Here is a 19806-nt window from a genome sequence, read left to right as displayed (position 1 = left end):
ACCACTTCACGGTCGGATTGGGCGGTGCACTGGTTATCAGCATCCCGCGGTCACGGCACAACGTACAGAACGTTGCGATTTTCGGACGACGGGGCGGTCCCGCCGTGTCGGCCAACGCGGCGGCTCCCAGAGTGCCGCCCGCACGTCCGGGCCCCTGAGCGGTCCTGTCGTCAGGCGGTGGGCTCGTTCGCCGGCCGGGTGTCGATCTCCGTCTCGACGTACGTCCCGCCGGCGGTGCTCCTGGTCTTCCAGGTGCAGATCCGTCTCCTCGTGCCGACCGGTGATCTCCCAGCCCTGCCAGCCCTCGTCGCCCTCGACGGCGAGGGCGCGGATGTCGGTGATCCGGCCGGGCGTCTCGAGCTCGGTCTGCTTGTCGGCCATCTGCCGGCACTCGGTGATCGCGACGTCGCGCGGGCCCGGCCGCACGGACAGGGTGCACCCGGCCAGCACGAGCGCGCCCGCCACAGCCACCGGCAGCGACGCGACGTGGGTGCGGGGGCTCATGACTTCGGACGGTAGTGGTCCCGGCGCGAGCCCGGGCAGAGTCCGCCCACGTGGCGGATCCTCGGGTCAGCGGCCGGGGCGCACGGACATGAGCCAGCCGGCCCGCCGTGGGGCGACGGTGGCTCGAGGGGCCAGTCGGGGCTCGGGCATCGAGCGACATCGACATGTGACCACATGGTCACATAATGGTTCGTGTGGACGAGGTGTTCAGGGCGCTCGCCGACCCGACCCGCCGGCGGCTCCTGGACTTGCTCTTCCGCCGGGACGGCCAGTCCATGACCGAGCTCGAGCAGCACTTCGAGATGAGTCGCTTCGGTGTGGCCAAGCACCTGAGGCAGCTGGAGGAGGCGGGCCTCGTCGTCGTCCGGCGCCGGGGCCGGGAGAAGCTCCACTTCCTCAACGCAGTTCCCATCCGGCTCATCCACGACCGGTGGGTGAGCAAGTACGCCGAGCCGTGGGCGGCGACGCTCAGCGACCTCAAGAGCAGGCTGGAGACTCCGATGGAGAAGGTCTTCGAGATCTACATCCGCACCACCCCCGATCGTCTGTGGGAGGCGATCACCGACCCGGAGATCCGCGCGAAGTACAGCTTCGGCATGCGGTCCGAGTCGGACTGGAAGGTGGGCTCACGCATCGAGATGCGACCCGGCAACGGGGAGGTCCTCGGCGACGGCGAGGTGCTCGAGGCCGACCCGCCCCGCCGGCTCGTGCACACCATGCGCGCCCTGTGGGGCGAGGACGTCGAGGGCGAGGGCTTCTCGCGCGTCACCTGGGAGATCGAGCAGGTCCAGGACTCCTGCCGGCTGACCCTCATCCACGACCAGCTGCGCGAGGGCGCCAACGAGCAGCTCTACGGTGGCTGGCCGATGATCCTTTCCGGCCTGAAGACCTGGCTGGAGACGGGGGAGATCCTGACCACGCCGGGGTCGATCATGTACGCCTCCGGCAGCTGAGTCGCGGCCGGCCACGGCTTTGTGGGGTCCGGCCTGGTCTGCGGCCGCCGAGCTCACGGCGTGCGCCCGCCCGACCTGACCGTGGGTGGCACGGTCGGCGGCGTCTTCCTGGGAGGCCGTCACGGTTGCCCGACGGCGGCGACGGCCGCTGGGTCGCCGCCGTGGGCGGGGCGCCCATGCCGGTCCGCCTTCGTCTATGCGTGTGTGTGACGGGGCGGCGCGGCAGAATTTCCGTCTCCGCGCCGATGAAACGATCCGGGCGCTTTTTGTTCAAATAAATAGTGTCATGTGCGCAGTTTTCAGGACGGATGTGGTCAGGTTTTACGACTCCGGCACCGGCCCGTAACGGGGCCGAAACGTGGGGCGCACAGGATCAGGCGACAGCCCACCCACCGGCGCCCCTCGAAGGAACGCACATGACACACAAGAAGGTCACGCGGACGGCCGCCCTGGCCGCCGTGGCCGCCACCGCTCTGGCCGCCTGCAGCGCCGGCGCCGCCAACAGCGAGTCCGCGCCCGACTCCACCGGTGCCGGCGCCGCTGACGGTGGCACGATCACGGTCGCACTCACCGGCGAGCCCACCAACCTCGACTTCACCACCACCGCAGGCTCGGCGATCCCCCAGGCGCTGATGTCCAACGTCTACGAGGGCCTGGTGGAGATCGACCAGGACGGCGAGATCCAGCCGCTGCTCGCCGAGTCCTGGGCGGTCAGCGAGGACGGGCGGACCTACACCTTCGAGCTCCAGTCGGGCGTGACTTTCTCCAACGGTGAGGCCTTCACCGCCGAGGACGTGAAGTTCAGCATCGAGCGTGTGAAGTCCGACGCCTGGGTGTCCTCGCTGAAGAAGCAGATGGACGTCGTCGAGTCCGTCGAGGTGCTCTCGGACACCGAGGTAGCGGTGAACCTGTCGCGGCCGTCCAACGCCTGGCTGTTCAGCATGGGCACCCTCGTCGGCGCCATGTTCGACCCCTCCGGTGTGGGCGACCTCGCCAACGCGGCCGTCGGCACCGGACCCTTCACCATCGAGGAGTGGGCGCGCGGCGAGTCCATCACGATGGCCGCGCGCGAGGACTACTGGGGCGAGGCCCCGAAGGTCGACACCGCCGTCCTGCGCTATTTCGCCGACGCCGTCGCCACCACCAACGCCCTGCGCTCGGGCGACGTCGACGTCGTCTACAACATGCAGGCCCCCGAGCTGCTCGAGACCTTCGAGTCCGACGACCAGTTCCAGGTCATCGAGGGCACCTCGAACGGCGAGATCATCCTGTCGATGAACAACCAGGCCGCTCCCTTCGACGACGTCCGGGTGCGCCAGGCCGTCATGTACGCCATCGACCGCCAGGCGGTCATCGACACCGCCTGGAACGGCTACGGCACGGACGTGGGCGGCGCGGCCGTCCCGCCCACCGAGCCGTACTACGAGGAGACCGACGCCTACTCCTACGACCCTGAGAGGGCGCGGGAGCTCCTGGCGGAAGCCGGCTACGCGGACGGGCTCGACATCGTCTTCGACGTCCCGACCCGGCCCTACGCCACAGCGGTCTCGGAGATCGTCGTCTCCCAGCTCGCCGAGGTCGGCATCAACGCCACCATCGCGTCGGCGGAGTTCCCGGCCGTCTGGCTGGACAAGGTCTTCACACAGCACGACTACCAGATGTCGGTGGTCCTGGCTGTCGAGGCCAAGGACTTCCTCACCATCTTCAACAACCCCGACTACTACATCGGCTACGACAACTCCAAGATCGCCACGCTCGCCGCGGAGGCCGACGCCGCCGTGGACGAGGAGGAGTACGTCTCGAAGATGCAGGAGGTCGTCCGCACGGTCGTCGACGACGCCCCCGCCGACACGCTGTTCCTCTTCCCGAACATCATCATCGCCAAGGCGGACGTCACCGGGATCCCCGCCAACTCCGTCACCGAGGCGCTGGACCTGACCGAGATGGGCCGCGCCTGACGGCCGCCGGGCGCGCCCCCAGCGGCGCGCCCGGCGGGCACCAGGCTCGCGCGGCCGTGCGATCGTCCGGGCGACCGTCCCGCAGTGGACGTCCGCGTGCTCGCCCAGGGCACCGCGTGGCCGTTGCCCGGCTCGTCGCCGTCACCCCCGGCGCCCGCAGGCATTGGGAAGCGCCCAGCGTCAGCGGACGCGTGTCGACCATGCCCGCCCGAAGCGATCGTCGGCGGCACAGGCCGTTCCGCCACCGTCAGGCGAGAGAAAGGATGTTCCGTGACCCAGCAGGTCCTGGTCTACGTCGCACGGTTCGTCGCCACCCTTGTGGCGGCGTCCGTGGCGGTGTTCCTCTTCATGCGACTCATCCCCGGCGATCCAGCCCAGATCGCTCTCGGCGTCAACGCCACCCCCGAGCTGCTCGCGCAGACCCGTGCGGAGTTCGGCACCGACCGGCCGCTCGTCGTGCAGTACCTCGACTGGGCGCTGGGGCTGCCGCTCGGTGACTTCGGCAGCTCCTTCGTCACCCAGCAGGACCTCAGCCCCCTCATCCTCGACCGGGTCCAGGTCAGCCTCATCCTCGTGTGCCTGGCGATGCTCGTGGCGCTGATCGTCGCCGTCCCGCTGGGCACCATCGCGGCCGTCCGGCACCGCAGGCTCAGCGGGGTGCTGCTCTCCGGCCTGTCCCCGGTGGGTGTGGCCATCCCCAGCTTCCTCGCCGGCATCCTGCTCGTCGTCGTCTTCGCCGTGTCCCTCGGCTGGCTGCCCTCGAACGGCTGGACCGCCCCGGCCATCGACCCTGCAGACTTCCTGCGCCGCGTCACCCTGCCGGTCCTCGCCCTCGCCTCGGTGCAGGGCGCGGTGATGACCCGGTACGTGCGTTCGGCGGTGCTGGAGGTGATGAGCGAGGACTACCTGCGCACCGCCCGTGCGAAGGGCCTGAGCCCGACCCGGGCACTCGTGCGCCACGGCTTGCGCAACGCGGCCGTCCCCGTGCTGACCGTCTCCGGCGTGCAGCTCGCCGCCCTGGTCATCGGGGCCGTCGTCATCGAGCGGGTCTTCGTCATCCCCGGCCTCGGCTCGATGCTGCTCGACTCCGTCGGCAACCGCGACCTCCTCGCAGTCCAGAGCGTCGTCATGGTCCTCGTCGCCATCGTGCTGACCATCAACCTCGTCGTCGACGTCCTCTACACCGTCCTCGACCCGCGGATCCGGAAGAAGGCCTGACATGTCCCTGACCCCGACCACCACGGACCCGGCCGCGCTGCCCGCCGCGGTCGCCCCCACGGCCCGTCGCCCCCTCGCACCCACCCTGATCGTCGGCGCCGCCCTGGTCGCCGTCGTCGTGGCGGCTGCGCTTCTGTCCTTCGTCTGGACGCCGTACGACCCGACCCAGGCCAGCCCGGCCGACCGGCTCCAGGGCTCCAGCGCCGCACATCTCATGGGCACCGACCGCTACGGCCGCGACATCTTCTCCGCCATCCTCGCCGGCTCGCAGATCACCCTGCTGGTGGGTGTGGTCGCCGTCGGCATCGCGCTGCTCGTGGGCACCCCGCTGGGGATCGCCGCGGGCATGCGGGGAGGATGGCTCGAGGAGCTCGTCATGCGCGCCTCCGACGTCATGCTCGCCTTCCCCGCCCTGCTCCTCGCCATCATGTTCGGCGCCGTGTTCGGCGCCAGCACGACGACGGCGATGGTCGCCATCGGCATCGCCTCGATCCCCGCCTTCGCGCGCGTCGCCCGGAGCGGCACCCTCCAGGTGATGAGCCTGGAGTTCGTCATGGCGGCCCGCGCCGCCAGCCAGCGCCCCGTGCGGATCGCACGCCGGCACATCCTTCCCAACATCGTCGGCATGGTCATCGTGCAGAGCTCGACGTCCTTCGCCCTGGCCGTCCTGGCGGAGGCGGGCCTGTCCTTCCTGGGGCTGGGCACGCCGCCGCCCGTGCCGTCCTGGGGCCGGATGCTCCAGGAGTCCCAGCAGTTCCTGGGCACCGAGCCGATGCTCGCGGTCTGGCCCGGTCTAGCCATCGCCGTCGCCGTCCTCGGCTTCAACCTGCTCGGTGACGGCCTGCGTGACCGCTTCGACCCCAAGCTGAACGGAGAGCGCTGATGTCCCTCGCGCCGACCACCACCGCCGCGCGGGCCGGTCACACCGGCACCGACGCCCTCCTCGACGTCGCGGACCTCTCGGTCGCGTCCGCGCGGCGCCCGCTCGTGCAAGGCGTCAGCTTCTCGATGGCCCGCGGCGAGCGGGTGGGCCTGATCGGCGAGTCCGGATCGGGCAAGTCGATGACCACCCTGGCGCTCATGGGGCTGCTGCCGGAGGGCGTCACCGCCACCGGCTCCATCCGCCTCGCGGGCGTCGAGCCGGACCTCGTCACCGCCACCGACCGCCAGCTCCAGGGCGTGCGTGGCAAGGACGTGGCGATGGTCTTCCAGGAGCCGCTGACGGCGCTCAACCCGCTCATGCGTGTCGGCGCGCAGGTGGAGGAAGTCATGCTCGTCCACCGCACCGCCCCCTCCCGCGCCGAGGCGCGCGCCCGGGCCGTGGAGCTGCTGGACAAGGTGCGGCTGCCCGACCCCGCCCAGGCCGCCCGCGCGTACCCGCACCAGCTGTCCGGCGGGCAGCGCCAGCGGGTCATGCTGGCCATGGCGCTGGCCAACGACCCGGCGCTCCTGCTGGCCGACGAGCCCACCACCGCCCTGGACGTCACGGTCCAGCGCCAGGTGCTCGACCTCATCCTCGAGTCGGTGACCGAGCGGGGAACCGGGCTGCTGTTCATCACGCACGACCTCGCCGTCGTAGCCAACGTCTGCGACCGCGTGCTCGTCATGACGGGCGGTCGGGTGGTCGAGCAGGGCACCACCGAGGAGGTCTTCACCCGCCCGCAGCACCCGTACACGCGCGGCCTGCTGGCGGCCTCGGACCTGGACTCCACCGACGAGCGCGGCCGCCTGTTCACCGTCGTCTCCGCGGCGGCGTACGTCCCGCCCGCCGTCGACCGCCCGCCGGCCGGCGACCTGGGGCCCACGGGCGAGGCGTCACCCTCTCGGCCGGCCGGCATCGGCCGGGCCGGACACGCGAACGTAGCACCGGTCGTGCGCGAGCACCCCGTCCCCGGCGTCGCGCACGAGCCGCCCGTCATCTCCGTCAAGGACCTCGTGCGGACCTACGCACGCGGCCGGGCCCGCCTCTTCGGCAAGCCCACGCAGGTCCGCGCACTGGGGGCGATCTCCTTCGACGTCGCCGCCGGGCAACGCTTCGGCGTGGTGGGGGAGTCCGGCTCGGGCAAGTCCACCCTGCTGCGCATCCTCGCCGGTCTCGACCAGCCCACCTCCGGCAGCGTGAAGGTGGCCGGCAACGAGGTCGCGGGAGCGCGTGAGCGCGACCTCACCGAGCTGCGCCGCAACCTCCAGATCGTCTTCCAGGACCCCATGGGATCGCTCGACCCGCGCATGACCGTCGAACAGGTCGTCGCCGAGCCGCTGCAGACCCCGGGAGCCGGCGTCGGCCGCAACCTGGAGAGGAAGATGGTGCGGGACATGCTGGGGGCGGTCGGGCTGCCGGCCGACGCCGCCGAGCGCTACCCCCACCAGTTCTCCGGCGGCCAGCGTCAGCGCATCTCCATCGCCCGCGCGCTCATCTGCCAGCCACAGGTGCTCGTGGCTGACGAGCCCGTCTCCGCGCTGGACGTCTCCGTGCGCGCCCAGGTGCTGAACCTCCTCGCCGACCTCGTCGACCAGTACCGCCTCACCCTGGTGTTCGTCTCCCACGACCTCGGCGTGGTCCGTCACATCTGCGACAACGTCGTGGTCATGCACGCCGGCGAGATCGTCGAGTCGGGCACCACGGAGGACGTCTACACCCGGCCCCGGCACGGCTACACGCGCGCCCTCGTGGGCTCCTCGATGTCGTTGCGGGCGGAGCTCGCCGCTCGGGAGGCGGCCCTGACCGGCGGGTAGGCCGACGGGCGCCCCGCCCCACCGGCCACCACGCACCACCCACCGCGCAGCCCAGGAGGAACCCATGACCACCAGCACGCAGTCCGTCGACACGCCGCTCCACCACCGCAGCGCCGCCGATCTCTCCGCCGGCTATGCGGCCGGCCACCTCAGCCCGGTCGACGTCGTCGAGGCCGTCATCGCCCGGGTCGAGGAGAAGGAGCCGGTCCTCAACGCCTTCTACCGCTTCGAGCCCGAGGCGGCGCGCGCGGCGGCACGGGCCAGCGCCCACCGCTGGGCCGACGGCGCCCAGCTCGGTCCCCTCGACGGTGTGCCGGTGACGCTCAAGGAGAACATCGCCGTCAAGGGCCTGCCCATGCCGGGTGGCACCGCGGCACGGGACGCCGTCGTCGCCGACCACGACGCCCCCATCACCGAACGGGTCCGAGAGGCCGGCGGCGTCGTGCTCGGCACCACCACCATGCCCGACTGGGGGATGCTGTCCTCCGGCGTCTCCAGCCTGCACGGGATCAGCCGCAACCCGTGGAACCCGGCGTGGACGACCGGCGGCTCCAGCGCCGGTGCCGGCGCTGCGGCGGCCGCCGGCTACGCGCCGCTGAACGTCGGCACCGACATCGGCGGGTCCGTGCGGCTGCCCGCCACCTGGCAGGGTCTCGTCGCGCTCAAGCCCTCGGCCGGCCGGATCGCCCTCGACACCCCGTACCTCGGTCGCGCGGCCGGGCCGCTGACCCGCACGGTCGCCGACGCGGCCGCGGTCATGGGGATCCTGTCGCTGCCGGACGTCCGCGACTACACCCGCATGCCGTACCAGGACATCGACTGGGCGGACCTGGACCGGGACGTGCGCGGGCTGCGCATCGGCGTGCACACCGATGCCGGCGCCGGGGCGATCACCGACCGCGAGGTGGCCACCGCCGTGGAGCAGGCCGTCGACGTCTTCGCCGACGCCGGCGCCGAGATCGTGGAGATCCCGCCATTCATCAACCAGGGCCTGCTGGACGACCTCGACGACTTCTGGCGCGTGCGGTTCTACGCGCAGTACCGGGCGATGGCTCCCGCCGAGCAGCGGCAGGTGCTGCCGTACATCGCGCAGTGGTGCGCCCGCGGCGGCACGCTCGACGGCGCCACGGCGGTGGAGAAGTACGACAGCATCGCCGAGATGCGGCGGGCCACGATCCTCGCCACCAGCGGCTTCGACCTCGTGCTCTCCCCGGTGGCGCCCATGGCGGCGTTTCCGGCCGAGCAGCCGATGCCGTTCTCCGACCCGGAGACGACGATGACGCACATCGCCTTCACGGTTCCCTACAACATGTCCGGCCAGCCGGCGTCCTCGGTCAACTGCGGCTTCACGTCGGACGGGCGGCCCATCGGCCTGCAGATCGCGGGGCGGTCCTTCCAGGACCTCGCCGTCCTCCAGGCGACCGCCTGGTACGAGGCCAACCGGCCCGCGGACGCTGACCCCGTGTGGCCGGCATGAGCGCCACCTCCTGCCGTCGCTGACGAGACGACCGGCGCGAGGTGCGCGATGCGGCGGGCGGCGAGCCCGACCGCTGGTGGGTCAGCCTCCCCGGGCCGCTGCCACCTCCTTCGCGAGGAGGGCCACGTGCAGGCTCGTGCGCGTCTCCGCGTCCGCGATGTCCGCGCCGAGCACCCGCTCGATAGTGCGCAGGCGCGAGTACAGCGCCTGCCTGCTCAGGTGCGAGGTCCGCGCAAGGGCCGCGATGTTGCCGCCCGCCTGGAGGTACAGCCGCAGGACGCCGACCAGGTCCGTCCCGTGCCGGGCGTCGAAGAGCAGCAGAGGCTGCAGTTCCCGCTCGGCGAAGGCGGTGACGCGGGCGTCACCGCCGAGGAGCATCAACAGGCCACGGATGCGGATGTCCCCGATGCGGTAGTACTCCGGCGGGCACAGGTCCGGCACGATCGCGGCGGCGCGCGCGACGTAGGCGGTCTCGGCAAGATCCGCGCCGGCGTTGACGAGCATGTCGCGCTCGCGGGCCACCGCCCGGACGTGCGCCGGACCGGTTCCGGCGCGCAGCGCCGCGGCGAGGCGGGTGAGCGCGTCCTCCTCGGTGAGCCGGCCGGGCAGGGCCACGACGGCGCCGACCACGCCGTTCTCCAGCGGAGCCACCAGCGCTGACAGCCCGGCGACACTCGCGGCGCCTGCCACGGCCTCGGTGAGCGCCTGGTCGCGCCGCTGCCCCTCGAGGTACGCATCGGCCCCGGCCGCGCCGCCCTCCGCCGCGGAGCCGGCACGCGGCGCCGCGCACACCGCCAGGTAGCGCGACGCCCGCGCCAGCCCGAGCACCTCCGCTGCCGCGCGCAGGTCCTCCTCGGCGCCGCTGCGGGCGTGCAGCAGCTCGGTGAGGAACCGCGCCTGGGCGCGCGAGCGCAGCGACGCGACGTCGCGCTCCATGAGGCGGGCGACGGCGAGAGCCTGGGCCGCGCGCTCGAGCAGCATGCGGGCGGCCGGCTCCGGCACCGTCGGGGCGCCCACCAGCACGAGACGTCCCCACACCCCCTGGCGCGAGCCCACGTCGGCGAGCAGCCAGTCGTTCGCGGAAGCCGCCCGCGTGCCGCCCCCGGGGACGAGCCGGGAGCGAGCGGCCCAGTCCCGCAGCACCACCGTCGCCGGTGCCCCAGCGAGGGCGTGCGCCATGACGTCGTGAGCGAGGTCCTCCAGGACGACGGCGGTCCCGGCCATCTCGGCGGTGCGCTCGACGATGTCCTGAGCGTCGGCACCCTCGACCCCGATCTCGGTGAACACCTCGTGGACCCGCTGGGAGAAGGTGAGGACGTCGTGCTGCTCGTCGACGATGCGGGCGTGCACCGCCTCGGTGACCGTGACGAACTTGATGACCTTGTGCAGCGCCACGAGCGGCAGGTCCACCGAGGCCGCCTGGGCCACCATGACGCCGGGCACCTTGGCGAAGCGCCGGCCCAGCTCGATGACCAGGCCAACCGCGCCCGCAGCCGCCACCGCACGAACGTACGCCCGCTGCTCCTCCGGGTCGTCAGGGAGCGCGAGCAGGGTGGTGAGCAGGAGCTCCCCGCCGGAGAGCAGCGCGGCCGGGTCCGAGCCCTCGAAGACGTGCACCCAGCGGACCGGACGGTCGAGCTGGTCGGCCGCGCTGAGCAGCTCCGGGTGCCCCGCCTGAACGGCCGGGCTGGCCAGCACCTGGCTGACGGTCATGGGCACGGACACAGTGTACGGATTCGGCGCGCACGTGAGACACAGTGCCGCTTCCGGCGCCAAGGTCCGGCGGCACACAATCGGGGACATCGCCGACACCGGCGCCGGGCACCGCGACGAGAAGGTGTCAGGCCGGAGCGCAGGGTTGGCACGTCTGGCTCAAGACCTGAGGAGAATCATGACCACCACGCAGACCGCGCCCGCCCCGACGGGGACGGTGCCCGCCTCCCACTGGCTGGACGGCGGGCCCTACGCGGGCACGTCCACCCGCAGCGGCCAGGTGTTCAACCCTGCGACCGGCGAGGTGACCTCGCTCGTGGCGTTCGCCTCCGAGCAGGACGTCGCGGCCGCCGTCGCCTCCGCCAAGGCGGCCTTCCCCGCCTGGCGCGACACCTCGCTCGCCAAGCGCACGCAGGTCCTCTTCGCGTTCCGGGAGCTGCTCAACGCCCGCAAGAACGAGCTCGCCGAGATCATCACGGCCGAGCACGGCAAGGTCCTCTCCGACGCCCTCGGCGAGGTGGCTCGAGGCCTGGAGGTGGTCGAGCTCGCCTGCGGCATCCCGCAACTGCTCAAGGGGGGCATGACGGAGAACGCCTCCACCGGCGTCGACGTGTACTCCATCCGCCAGCCGCTCGGCCCGGTGGCGATCATCTCCCCGTTCAACTTCCCGGCCATGGTGCCCATGTGGTTCTTCCCCGTCGCCATCGCCGCCGGCAACACCGTCGTGCTCAAGCCCAGCGAGAAGGACCCGTCCGCCTCGCTCTGGCTGGCGGAGCTGTGGGCCGAGGCCGGCCTGCCCTCCGGGGTGTTCAACGTGGTGCAGGGCGACAAGGTCGCCGTCGACGCCCTGCTCGCCCACCCGGACGTCAAGGCCGTCTCCTTCGTCGGCTCCACCCCGATCGCCCGGTACGTCTACGAGACCGCCACCAGATGCGGCAAGCGCGTCCAGGCCCTGGGCGGGGCGAAGAACCACATGGTCGTGCTGCCCGACGCCGACCTCGACCTGGCCGCGGACGCCGCGGTCAACGCCGGCTTCGGGTCGGCGGGGGAGCGGTGCATGGCCGTCTCCGCCCTCGTCGCGGTCGGCCCCGTGGCCGACGACCTCGTCGCCAAGATCGCCGAGCGCACCGCGACGCTGCGCACCGGCGACGGCCGCCGCGGCTGCGACATGGGCCCCCTCGTGAGCCAGGCGCATCGTGACAAGGTCGCCGGGTACGTCGAGGCCGGCGAGGCAGCCGGCGCCAGCGTCGTCGTCGACGGCCGAACGGTCCGGCCCGACGGCGCCGCCGGCGGCTTCTGGCTCGGCCCCACGCTGCTCGACCACGTCACCCCGGAGATGAGCGTGTACACCGACGAGATCTTCGGTCCGGTGCTGTCGGTGGTGCGGGTGGAGACCTACGAGGAGGCCCTGGAGCTCATCAACGCCAACCCGTACGGCAACGGCACCGCCATCTTCACCAACGACGGCGGCGCCGCCCGTCGTTTCCGGAACGAGGTCGAGGTAGGAATGGTGGGCATCAACGTGCCCATCCCCGTGCCGGTCGGCTACTACTCCTTCGGCGGCTGGAAGGCCTCGCTGTTCGGCGACTCCCACGCCTACGGCGCCGAGGGCGTGCACTTCTACACCCGGGGCAAGGTCGTCACCGAGCGCTGGCTCGACCCCAGCCACGGCGGCATCAACCTCGGCTTCCCCCAGAACCACTGACGGCGCGAAAGGACCCGCTCATGCCCGCACCCTCCGACCCCACCGGCCGGCGCGCCTACGAGCTCGACCGCGCCCACGTCTTTCACTCCTGGTCCGCCCAGGGGGCGTTGGACCCCATGGTGGTGTCCCGCGCCGAGGGCTCCTACGTCTGGGACGCCGACGGCACGAGGTACCTCGACTTCTCCTCCCAGCTCGTCAACACCAACATCGGCCACCAGCACCCCAAGGTCATCGCCGCCGTCAAGGCCCAGGCCGACGTGCTGTGCACCATCGGCCCCAGCCACGCCAACACCGCCCGCAGCGAGGCCGCCCGCCTCATCGCCGCCCACGCGCCCGAGGGCCTGGACAAGGTGTTCTTCACCAACGGCGGCGCCGAGGCGGTGGAGAACGCCGTGCGCCTGGCCCGCCTGCACACCGGCCGCGCCAAGGTGCTCTCCGCCTACCGCAGCTACCACGGGGCCACGACGACGGCGATCAACCTCACCGGCGACCCGCGCCGGTGGCCGAACGAGTTCGGCAACGCCGGGTTCGTGCACTTCTTCGGCCCGTTCCTGTACCGCTCCCCGTTCCACGCCACCACCGAGGCCGAGGAGTCCGAGCGGGCGCTGGAGCACCTCGAGCAGGTCATCGCCTTCGAGGGGCCCGGCACCATCGCCGCGATCGTGCTCGAGACCATCCCGGGCACCGCAGGCATCATGCCGCCGCCGCCCGGCTACCTCGCCGGGGTGCGCGAGCTGTGCGACCGGTACGGCATCGTCTTCGTCGCCGACGAGGTGATGGCCGGCTTCGGCCGCACCGGGAGGTGGTTCGCCGTCGAGCACTACGGCGTGACGCCGGACCTCATCACCTTCGCCAAGGGCGTCAACTCCGGCTACGTGCCGCTGGGTGGAGTCCTCATCAACGACGCGATCGCCGCGACCTTCGACGACCGGGTCTTCCCCGGCGGGCTGACCTACTCCGGCCACCCGCTGGCCTGCGCCGCCGCCGTCGCCACCATCACCGCGATGGAGGAGGAGGGCATCGTCGAGCACGCCGCCGCGGTGGGGGAGAACGTCCTCGACCCCCGGCTGCGCGAGCTGGCCGAGCGGCACCCGGTCATCGGGGATGTGCGCGGGCTCGGAGTGTTCTGGGCGCTGGACCTGGTGGCGGACCGCCGCACCAAGGAACCGCTGGCGCCGTACGGCGGCACCTCCGCGGCCATCGCCGAGCTCATGGGCGCCGCCAAGAGGGCGGGGCTGCTGCTGTTCAACAACTACCACCGCATCCACGTGGTCCCGCCGTGCACAGTCTCCGAGGCGGAGCTGGACGAGGGGCTGCGGATCCTGGACGACGTGCTGTCCCTCGCGGACGCGCACACCACCGCGGGGTCGGCGGTCAAGGTGTGAGGCCGAGAGGGGTCCGCGCCATGAGTAGCTGGACCTCGCCGACCGATCCAACCTCACCGTGGTGCCTCCCCATGTCTCGGGGACCGAGGGACGGGCGGAGGCGGGGTCCCGTGGCGAGCGCCTCAGCGCCGGTACGCCAAGCTTGAGCGGCCCACGCGGGATGACCCCGCGCCTTGACGGCGCGGTGTCGTCCCGTACCAGCGCGGCGGGTCAGGGCAGAGCCCCAAGCATGGCCTCGACCTCCTCCGGGGTGGGCGAGGAGGTCTGAGCGCCGCGGCGGGTGACCGCCACGGCCGCCACGGCGGTGGCCAGCTCAACCGCCTCGCGCAGCGACGCACCTCCAGCCAGCTGGACGGCGAGCGCGCCGACGAACGCGTCGCCGGCCCCCGTGGTGTCCGTCACGGTGACACGCCGGGCCGGCACCCACTCCGGCGGCCGGGGCTCGGTGTCGGGCGTGCCATCGGCGATCATCGCGCCGCCCGCGCCAAGGGTGAGGACGACCGAGCGGGGGCCAAGGGCCAGGAGGTCGCGGGCGAGTCGGTCTCGTCCGCGACCGTCATCCGGGATGTCGACCCAGAGCGCCTGGTCAAGCCCTAGCAGGAAGCGCGCTTCGGACTCGTTGACGACCAATGGATCCGCGGCGGCGAGGACATCGGCGGGCAGGGGAGCGGCCGGGGCCGCATTGACCAACACGCGGCCCGCGGCCCCGGTGGCCACCGCCGCGACGCTCTCCATCGGGATCTCCAGCTGCAGCACTACTACCGCGGCCTGCGACCACACCTGCCGCAGCCCGTCCAGCATCGCCGGCGTGACGTGCCGGTTCGCTCCGGGGGAGACCATGATCGAGTTCTCCCCGTCGGGGGTGACCGCGATGATGGCCGTACCGGTAGGTGCGTCCACAGTGCGCAGCCCCGTGAGGTCCACCCCCGCCCCAGCGAGGGAGCCGCGCAGCAGGCGGCCGTGGTCGTCATCGCCGACGCACCCGAGGAACGCGACGTGCCCGCCCACCTTCCCGGCGGCGACCGCCTGGTTGGCGCCCTTCCCGCCGGGAGTGGTGACGACGTCGGAGGCGAGGATCGTCTCGCCCGGCGCGGGGCGGTGGTCGATGTCGAGCACCAGGTCGGCGTTGGCTGACCCCACGACGACGACCTGCGATTGCTCCATTGCTCCTGCTCCCTTCTCCCAGCGGTCTCAGACCGAGACCGTGTCCCGCTCGGGGGTCGCGCTCGGCTTGCCGCTGCGCTTCTTACGTCGCAGCACCGTGCCCAGCAGCACCACGACGGTCAGGGCGATCAGGGTGATCGAGATGGGGCTGCCCACCAGGCTCTCCGGGCCGCCGATTACCAGCGCCCGGCGCAGGTTGCTCTCCGCAAGCGGGCCCAGCAGCAGTCCGAGCACCACCGGCCCGGCGGGGATGCCCGCCCGCTTGAGGGCCAGGCCGATGAACCCGAAGACCAGCATCGTGGCGACGGTGAACAGGTTGTTGGTCGTGGCGTAGGTGCCCACCATGCAGAAGATCAGGATGATCACCCACAGGTGCTGCGGCTTCATGTCCAGCAGCCTGACCATGCCCTTCGTCCGCAGCAGGCTCAGCCCGCCGGTGACGAGGGTCGCGATGATCATGATGGCCGCGATGAGCACCACCATGTCCGGGTGCTGGGTGAACATCGACGGACCGGGCTGGATGCCCCAGATGATCATCGAGCCGATCATCACCGCCATGACGGAGTCGCCGGGGATTCCCAGGGCCATCGTGGTGGTCAGAGCCCCGCCGAGCGTGGCGCTGGACGCGCTGTCCGAGGCCGCCACGCCGCCGATGTAGCCGGTGCCGAACTTCTCCGGGTGCTTGGAGGCGGCGCGCGCCCGGTCCCAGCCGACGAGGCCGGCGATGTCGCCGCCGGCGGCGGGGACGATGCCGACGCCGAGCCCGACGCCGGTGCCCACGGCGGCGGGCCTGGCGATCTCCTTGAGCTCCTTCTTGGTGGGCCACCAGCGGCCCAGGCTCGAGATGGGCCGCACCGTGGTGGCGCGGTGGGTGAGCATCTGGTCGAGCACCTCAGCGATACCGAACAGGCCGATGATGACGGCGATGAACTCCAGGCCCGAGCTGAGGTCGTTGGATGCGAAGGTGAACCGGGCGTCGCCCGTGATGGGGTCCCGGCCAATCACCGCGATGATCAGCCCGAAGAGCCCGGCGATCAGGCCCTTGAGGATCGACTTCGAGGCGATGCTGATCATGATCGTCAGGCCGAACAGGACCAGGGCGAACATCTCGGCCGGCCCGAACTTCAGCGCGAAGTCCGCCACCGGCCGGGCCACGAGGATGAACAGCAGCATGCTCGCGAGCAACGCCGCCGTGGTCACCAGCGCGGAGACCACGAGCGCCAGCCCGGCCTGGCCGTTCTTCGCCATCGGGTAGCCGTCGAGCGTGGTCGCGATCGACGACGGCGTGCCGGGGGTGTTGACCAGGATCGCCGGAATGCGGTCGCCGAACTGGCCGGCCACATAGATGGTCAGCATGACGGCGAGGCCCTGCTCGGGCTCCAGGGAGAGGGTGAAGCCGCTCGCCAGCGCCGCCGCCATCGTCATGGTCACGCCGGGGAAGAAGCCGACGAGCAGGCCGAGGACGGTGCCGACCGCCATGCACAGCAGGAACGTCGGGTCGGTGAAGGAGCTGAGCCCTTCGAGCAGTGTGCTCATAGCGGAACCCTCAGGATCAGGGCGAAGAGGACGTAGATCAGGGCGGTGATGGCCACCGGGAAAATCAGGAGCCCGCGCAGGCCGCGCAGGCCGTACGTGGCGAGCAGCGCCGCCAGGTAGAGCGGGCAGACGATGACGAAGCCGACCGGCTCCCAGGCGACGAGGAAGAGCACCGAGAGCGCCGAGCTGATGAGCACGCGGTACCAGCCCTGCCGGGTGCCCGCCTGGAGGTCCCCACGCTCGGCCGGGCGCCGGACGAGGGCCAGGATGAGCAGCACGGCGGAGATGGCGAGCGCGGCGCCGGCCAGGACGGAGGGCCACCAGCTCGGGGCGAGGCCCCCGGAGTCGACCTGGGACTCGATGCCCTGGCTGAGCACGAGCACGACGGCGGAGAGGGCCACCGCGAGAACGGCGATCACCAGCTCGAGACGCCGGGAGGCCGGGGCGATGTAGCCCTCCGGCTGCTCGACCTCCGGCGGCGTGGTCACCCGTTCCATCGCTCGAGCTCCCGGGCGATGGCGGCGCGGTCCTCGTCGGAGATGGCCTCGACGGCGGCGCGCACAGGGCCGGCCGACAGGCCCTGGAGCTCCAGGCCCGCCTTGAGGTGAGTGAGGCTGCCGGCGCGGACGAGCCCGACGGCGCGCGCGACGTCCGCCTTTGCGGCGCTCACGCCGTCGGCATCGCCGGCGCGCAGGGCGCCGCGCAGGTTGAGGAAGGGCTGCGGGAAGACGGAGGAGACACCCGAGATGATGCCCTGGCCGCCCGCCTGGACCAGTTCGCCGTAGGCGATGTCGTTGCCGGAGAGCACCTCGAACCCGGCCGGGGCGTGGGCGAGGTAGGCCGCAACTGATTCGTCGGTCTCGCCGCTGATCTTCACGCCGGTGACGCCCAGCTCGGCGAGGCGGGGCAGCGCGTCGTGCGGCACGGCAGTCCAGGTGCGGGCGGTGAACAGGTAGGCGTAGACCGCGGCGCCGTCGGCGGCGTCGACGACCTGCCGGAAGTAGTCGATGACGGCTTCCAGCGGCGCGGGGAAGTAGTACGGGGTGATCGCGGCGAGCTTGCGAGCGCCCAGCGACACCGCCGCCCGCGTCAGGTTGACGGCGTGGCGCGTGTGCGCGGCGCCGACGTGCAGATAGGCCCGCTCGGGGCCGAAGGTTTCGAGCCCGGCCTCGAGGACCGCGAGCCGTTCGTCGTCTTCCAGGGTGGTGAACTCACCGGTGGTGCCGGCGACGAAGGCGCCGTCGACATCGCGGGTGGCGAGGGCGGTGAACAGGCGCTTCATACCCGGCACGTCCAGGGAACCGTCCGCCAGGAAGGGTGTCGGTACGGCGGTGATGAGGTCACTGGGGGAGGTGGCGGGCGCTGTCGATGCGGTGAGCACGGACTGGTTCTCGGACGAGGACACGGGAGGGACTCCTTGGCATGTGAATCAGGGGGTGCCGGGCGGCGGCACGGGGCGGGGCCGGGGTGCCGGCACCGGGTGGGCCGGAGGCGCCGCCTGTGGCGGCGCCTCCATGCCCCGGGTCAGGCAGGTCAGTCGGCGAGGATCTCGGCGAACCGGGCGGACTCGCCGGCGACGAAGCCCTGCGTGTCGGCCGCCGAGCGCCAGTCGGGGATGTTGCCGGCCTTGGTGATGACCTCGACGTAGCTGTCGGAGGCGACGGCCTCCTCGACGGCAGCGTCGAGCACTTCGATAACCTCCTGGGGCAACCCAGCCGGCGCGCCAAGCAAGCCCCAGCCGCCGATGGAGACGTCGATGCCGAGGTCATTGGCGGTCTCGACGTCCGGCAGTGCGTCGGTCGGCTCGTCCGCGAGGACTGCGAGCACGCGGATCTGTCCGTCCTTGTGGGCCTGGGCGGTCTCGGAGACGCCCGCGATGACGGCGTCGACCTGGCCGCCGACAGCGGCGCTCACCGCGGGTGCGCCGCCGTCGAAGGGCACCGGCTTGAGGGCCGCCCCGGTTGCTTCGTTCAGCGCGGTGGTGGCCGCGTGCCAGATGGAACCGGCGCCGGAGTTGGACACGGTGAGGGTGTCGGGGTTCTCGGTGGCGGCGTCGATGAGGTCCTGCAGGGTCTCGTACGGACTGTCGGCCGGGACCGCGATGGTGGCAGGGACCGAGACGATCTGGCCGAGGTAGTCGTAGGCCTTGGGGTCGATGTCGTAGCCCTGGTGGCCGAGCATGACCGTCTCGACGGGCATGTAGCCGAGGGTGTAGCCGTCCGGCTCGGCGTCAGCGAGGGAGGCCAGACCGACCGACCCGGCGCCGCCTGTGCGGTTCTCGACGATGACAGACACGCCGAGGGTCTCCTCCATCTCGGCGGCCAGGGTACGGGCCGCGAGGTCGGAGGCGCCGCCGGCGTCGTAGGGGACGACCACGGTGATGTCCTCGGTCGGATAGTCCGCCGAGGCCTCGGTGCCGCCCTCCGCCGAGGAGCACCCAGCGAGCAGGGAGGCGGCCGCGGCGACCGCGACGAGGGACGAGGTAGTGCGCTTGGACAGCTTCATGAGGAAGGTCCACTCCTTCGTGGTGGGGAGGTTGGGTACAGCGGGGACATCAGGTGGCGGGTGCCGCGACCTCGGACTCGTAGAAGGTCCGGACGCGCCGACGCGCGTTGTCGAGGTGCTCCGTCAGCTCCTGGAGGGCCTGTCCGGGATCACCGGCACGGATGAGGTCGGTCAGGGTGTAGTGGCTGCCGATCGACGGTGCGAGGTCCCTGTAGGTCTCTCGTGAAGACAGGAGCACCATCTCGATGCTGGGCCGGTACTGCGCCCAGATGGCAGTGAGCCGGCTGTGGCCGGCGGCCAGGTAGAAGCTGGAGTGGAAGCGGGAGTCCGCCTGGGCGAACGCCTCCGCCTCGCCGCTCGTGACGGCGGCCTCCATCTGCCGCAGGGCGCCCTCGAGCGCGGCGAGCAGCGCGTCCGGGTCCCGTTCCATCGCCATGGCCAGCGCCGTCGACTCGAGCATGTGGCGGAGCGAGAACAGCTCGTCGATGTCGATCGCCGTGAGGCCGCGGATCTCGGCCCGGCGGCCCCGGACGGTCACCAGGCCCTCGGCGGCAAGGATTTTAAGAGCGTCGCGGACGGGGCCTCGACTGACGCCGAACTGGTTGGCCAAGGCCTCCTCGACCACGGGTGTGCCGTCGGCGATGCGGCGGGTGGCGATGAGGAGCCGCAGCTCGCGGGCGACCTGCGCGCCTAGGGAGTCCTGCTTGATGGGGGTGATCTGCATGCGGCTACCTCGTTGTTAACCGTTAACTGTTGACCGTTACCCGAGATCGAACACTGTGGCGTCCATTACGTCAAGTAGTTCCTGATCCGGTGGGTCGGCGCGTGAGTGCCCGGCAGCTGTGTGCCCGCGCCCGGGGCGGGCGTCGCGTGCGCACTGCTCGCGCCCGGGGCGGGCGTCGCGTGCGCACTGCTCGCGCTCGCGTCGCTCCGGTTCGACACCATGGCGCCT

Annotated in this window: 16 protein-coding genes; 8 read left to right on the top strand and 8 right to left on the bottom strand. The window is 71.8% G+C overall.

Features of this window, described 5'->3' with window-relative positions:
- Positions 1–36: 36 nt before the first annotated feature.
- The gene (locus ACF0H8_RS01415) at positions 37–504 is read right to left on the bottom strand and encodes a hypothetical protein (RefSeq protein WP_395287213.1); all 468 of its coding nucleotides are present in this window, start codon (positions 502–504) and stop codon (positions 37–39) included.
- Between the two features lie 194 nt (positions 505–698).
- On the opposite strand from ACF0H8_RS01415, the gene ACF0H8_RS01410 reads away from it, so the two are divergent.
- The 6 genes from ACF0H8_RS01410 to ACF0H8_RS01385 all read left to right on the top strand — a co-directional run bounded on the left by ACF0H8_RS01410 (position 699) and on the right by ACF0H8_RS01385 (position 8846).
- On the top strand, positions 699–1457 hold the full coding sequence (locus tag ACF0H8_RS01410) for an ArsR/SmtB family transcription factor (RefSeq protein ID WP_395287212.1): 759 nt from the start codon (positions 699–701) through the stop codon (positions 1455–1457).
- 416 nt (positions 1458–1873) lie between these two features.
- Positions 1874–3415, top strand: coding sequence for an ABC transporter substrate-binding protein (locus tag ACF0H8_RS01405; RefSeq protein ID WP_395287211.1), 1542 nt, complete (start codon positions 1874–1876; stop codon positions 3413–3415).
- A 270-nt stretch (positions 3416–3685) separates the two neighbouring features.
- Entirely contained in the window at positions 3686–4633 is a 948-nt protein-coding gene (locus ACF0H8_RS01400; protein WP_395287210.1) for an ABC transporter permease, read from the top strand.
- A gap of 1 nt (position 4634) precedes the next feature.
- On the top strand, positions 4635–5516 hold the full coding sequence (locus ACF0H8_RS01395; protein ID WP_395287209.1) for an ABC transporter permease: 882 nt from the start codon (positions 4635–4637) through the stop codon (positions 5514–5516).
- Complete coding sequence (locus ACF0H8_RS01390; RefSeq protein WP_395287208.1) at positions 5516–7369, top strand: ABC transporter ATP-binding protein; 1854 nt, start codon at positions 5516–5518, stop codon at positions 7367–7369. Before ACF0H8_RS01395 ends, ACF0H8_RS01390 begins: the two co-directional genes overlap by 1 nt.
- A 64-nt stretch (positions 7370–7433) precedes the next feature.
- A complete protein-coding gene (locus ACF0H8_RS01385; protein ID WP_395287207.1) occupies positions 7434–8846 on the top strand; it encodes an amidase in 1413 nt (470 codons plus the stop codon).
- Positions 8847–8927: 81 nt separating this feature from the next.
- Here ACF0H8_RS01385 and ACF0H8_RS01380 read toward each other — a convergent pair whose 3' ends face one another.
- The gene (locus ACF0H8_RS01380) at positions 8928–10559 is read right to left on the bottom strand and encodes a PucR family transcriptional regulator (protein WP_395290787.1); all 1632 of its coding nucleotides are present in this window, start codon (positions 10557–10559) and stop codon (positions 8928–8930) included.
- Between the two features lie 178 nt (positions 10560–10737).
- On the opposite strand from ACF0H8_RS01380, the gene ACF0H8_RS01375 reads away from it, so the two are divergent.
- Together ACF0H8_RS01375 and ACF0H8_RS01370 are read left to right on the top strand one after the other, a co-directional pair.
- A complete protein-coding gene (locus ACF0H8_RS01375) occupies positions 10738–12264 on the top strand; it encodes a CoA-acylating methylmalonate-semialdehyde dehydrogenase (RefSeq protein ID WP_395287206.1) in 1527 nt (508 codons plus the stop codon).
- 20 nt (positions 12265–12284) lie between these two features.
- A complete protein-coding gene (locus ACF0H8_RS01370; RefSeq protein ID WP_395287205.1) occupies positions 12285–13649 on the top strand; it encodes an aspartate aminotransferase family protein in 1365 nt (454 codons plus the stop codon).
- A gap of 210 nt (positions 13650–13859) precedes the next feature.
- On the opposite strand, the gene ACF0H8_RS01365 is transcribed toward ACF0H8_RS01370, so the two are convergent.
- The 6 genes from ACF0H8_RS01365 to ACF0H8_RS01340 form a co-directional block, all read right to left on the bottom strand.
- On the bottom strand, positions 13860–14813 hold the full coding sequence (locus tag ACF0H8_RS01365; protein ID WP_395287204.1) for a ribokinase: 954 nt from the start codon (positions 14811–14813) through the stop codon (positions 13860–13862).
- A 27-nt stretch (positions 14814–14840) separates the two neighbouring features.
- On the bottom strand, positions 14841–16349 hold the full coding sequence (locus ACF0H8_RS01360) for a tripartite tricarboxylate transporter permease (RefSeq protein WP_395287203.1): 1509 nt from the start codon (positions 16347–16349) through the stop codon (positions 14841–14843).
- Positions 16346–16846, bottom strand: coding sequence for a tripartite tricarboxylate transporter TctB family protein (locus ACF0H8_RS01355; RefSeq protein ID WP_395287202.1), 501 nt, complete (start codon positions 16844–16846; stop codon positions 16346–16348). Before ACF0H8_RS01355 ends, ACF0H8_RS01360 begins: the two co-directional genes overlap by 4 nt.
- Positions 16834–17754 (bottom strand): dihydrodipicolinate synthase family protein, encoded by a 921-nt coding sequence (locus ACF0H8_RS01350; RefSeq protein WP_395287201.1) that lies wholly within the window; start codon positions 17752–17754, stop codon positions 16834–16836. The genes ACF0H8_RS01355 and ACF0H8_RS01350 overlap by 13 nt, the downstream gene beginning before the upstream one ends.
- Positions 17755–17882: 128 nt before the next feature.
- The gene (locus ACF0H8_RS01345; RefSeq protein ID WP_395287200.1) at positions 17883–18854 is read right to left on the bottom strand and encodes a tripartite tricarboxylate transporter substrate binding protein; all 972 of its coding nucleotides are present in this window, start codon (positions 18852–18854) and stop codon (positions 17883–17885) included.
- Between the two features lie 49 nt (positions 18855–18903).
- Positions 18904–19578 (bottom strand): GntR family transcriptional regulator, encoded by a 675-nt coding sequence (locus ACF0H8_RS01340; RefSeq protein WP_395287199.1) that lies wholly within the window; start codon positions 19576–19578, stop codon positions 18904–18906.
- Positions 19579–19806 lie beyond the last annotated feature (228 nt).

This window comes from Georgenia sp. AZ-5 (assembly GCF_043952095.1).
Classification (GTDB): domain Bacteria; phylum Actinomycetota; class Actinomycetes; order Actinomycetales; family Actinomycetaceae; genus Georgenia.
This window is presented reverse-complemented; position numbering and strand designations above follow the sequence as displayed.

Excerpts from the sequence above, each read along its gene's own strand:
- ACF0H8_RS01415 (WP_395287213.1), bottom strand. The coding sequence starts at position 504 with ATGAGCCCCCGCACCCACGTCGCGTCGCTGCCGGTGGCTGTGGCGGGC.
- ACF0H8_RS01405 (WP_395287211.1), top strand. The coding sequence starts at position 1,874 with ATGACACACAAGAAGGTCACGCGGACGGCCGCCCTGGCCGCCGTGGCC.
- ACF0H8_RS01395 (WP_395287209.1), top strand. The coding sequence starts at position 4,635 with ATGTCCCTGACCCCGACCACCACGGACCCGGCCGCGCTGCCCGCCGCG.
- ACF0H8_RS01390 (WP_395287208.1), top strand. The coding sequence starts at position 5,516 with ATGTCCCTCGCGCCGACCACCACCGCCGCGCGGGCCGGTCACACCGGC.
- ACF0H8_RS01385 (WP_395287207.1), top strand. The coding sequence starts at position 7,434 with ATGACCACCAGCACGCAGTCCGTCGACACGCCGCTCCACCACCGCAGC.
- ACF0H8_RS01380 (WP_395290787.1), bottom strand. The coding sequence starts at position 10,559 with ATGACCGTCAGCCAGGTGCTGGCCAGCCCGGCCGTTCAGGCGGGGCAC.
- ACF0H8_RS01375 (WP_395287206.1), top strand. The coding sequence starts at position 10,738 with ATGACCACCACGCAGACCGCGCCCGCCCCGACGGGGACGGTGCCCGCC.
- ACF0H8_RS01370 (WP_395287205.1), top strand. The coding sequence starts at position 12,285 with ATGCCCGCACCCTCCGACCCCACCGGCCGGCGCGCCTACGAGCTCGAC.
- ACF0H8_RS01365 (WP_395287204.1), bottom strand. The coding sequence starts at position 14,813 with ATGGAGCAATCGCAGGTCGTCGTCGTGGGGTCAGCCAACGCCGACCTG.
- ACF0H8_RS01360 (WP_395287203.1), bottom strand. The coding sequence starts at position 16,349 with ATGAGCACACTGCTCGAAGGGCTCAGCTCCTTCACCGACCCGACGTTC.
- ACF0H8_RS01355 (WP_395287202.1), bottom strand. The coding sequence starts at position 16,846 with ATGGAACGGGTGACCACGCCGCCGGAGGTCGAGCAGCCGGAGGGCTAC.
- ACF0H8_RS01345 (WP_395287200.1), bottom strand. The coding sequence starts at position 18,854 with ATGAAGCTGTCCAAGCGCACTACCTCGTCCCTCGTCGCGGTCGCCGCG.
- ACF0H8_RS01340 (WP_395287199.1), bottom strand. The coding sequence starts at position 19,578 with ATGCAGATCACCCCCATCAAGCAGGACTCCCTAGGCGCGCAGGTCGCC.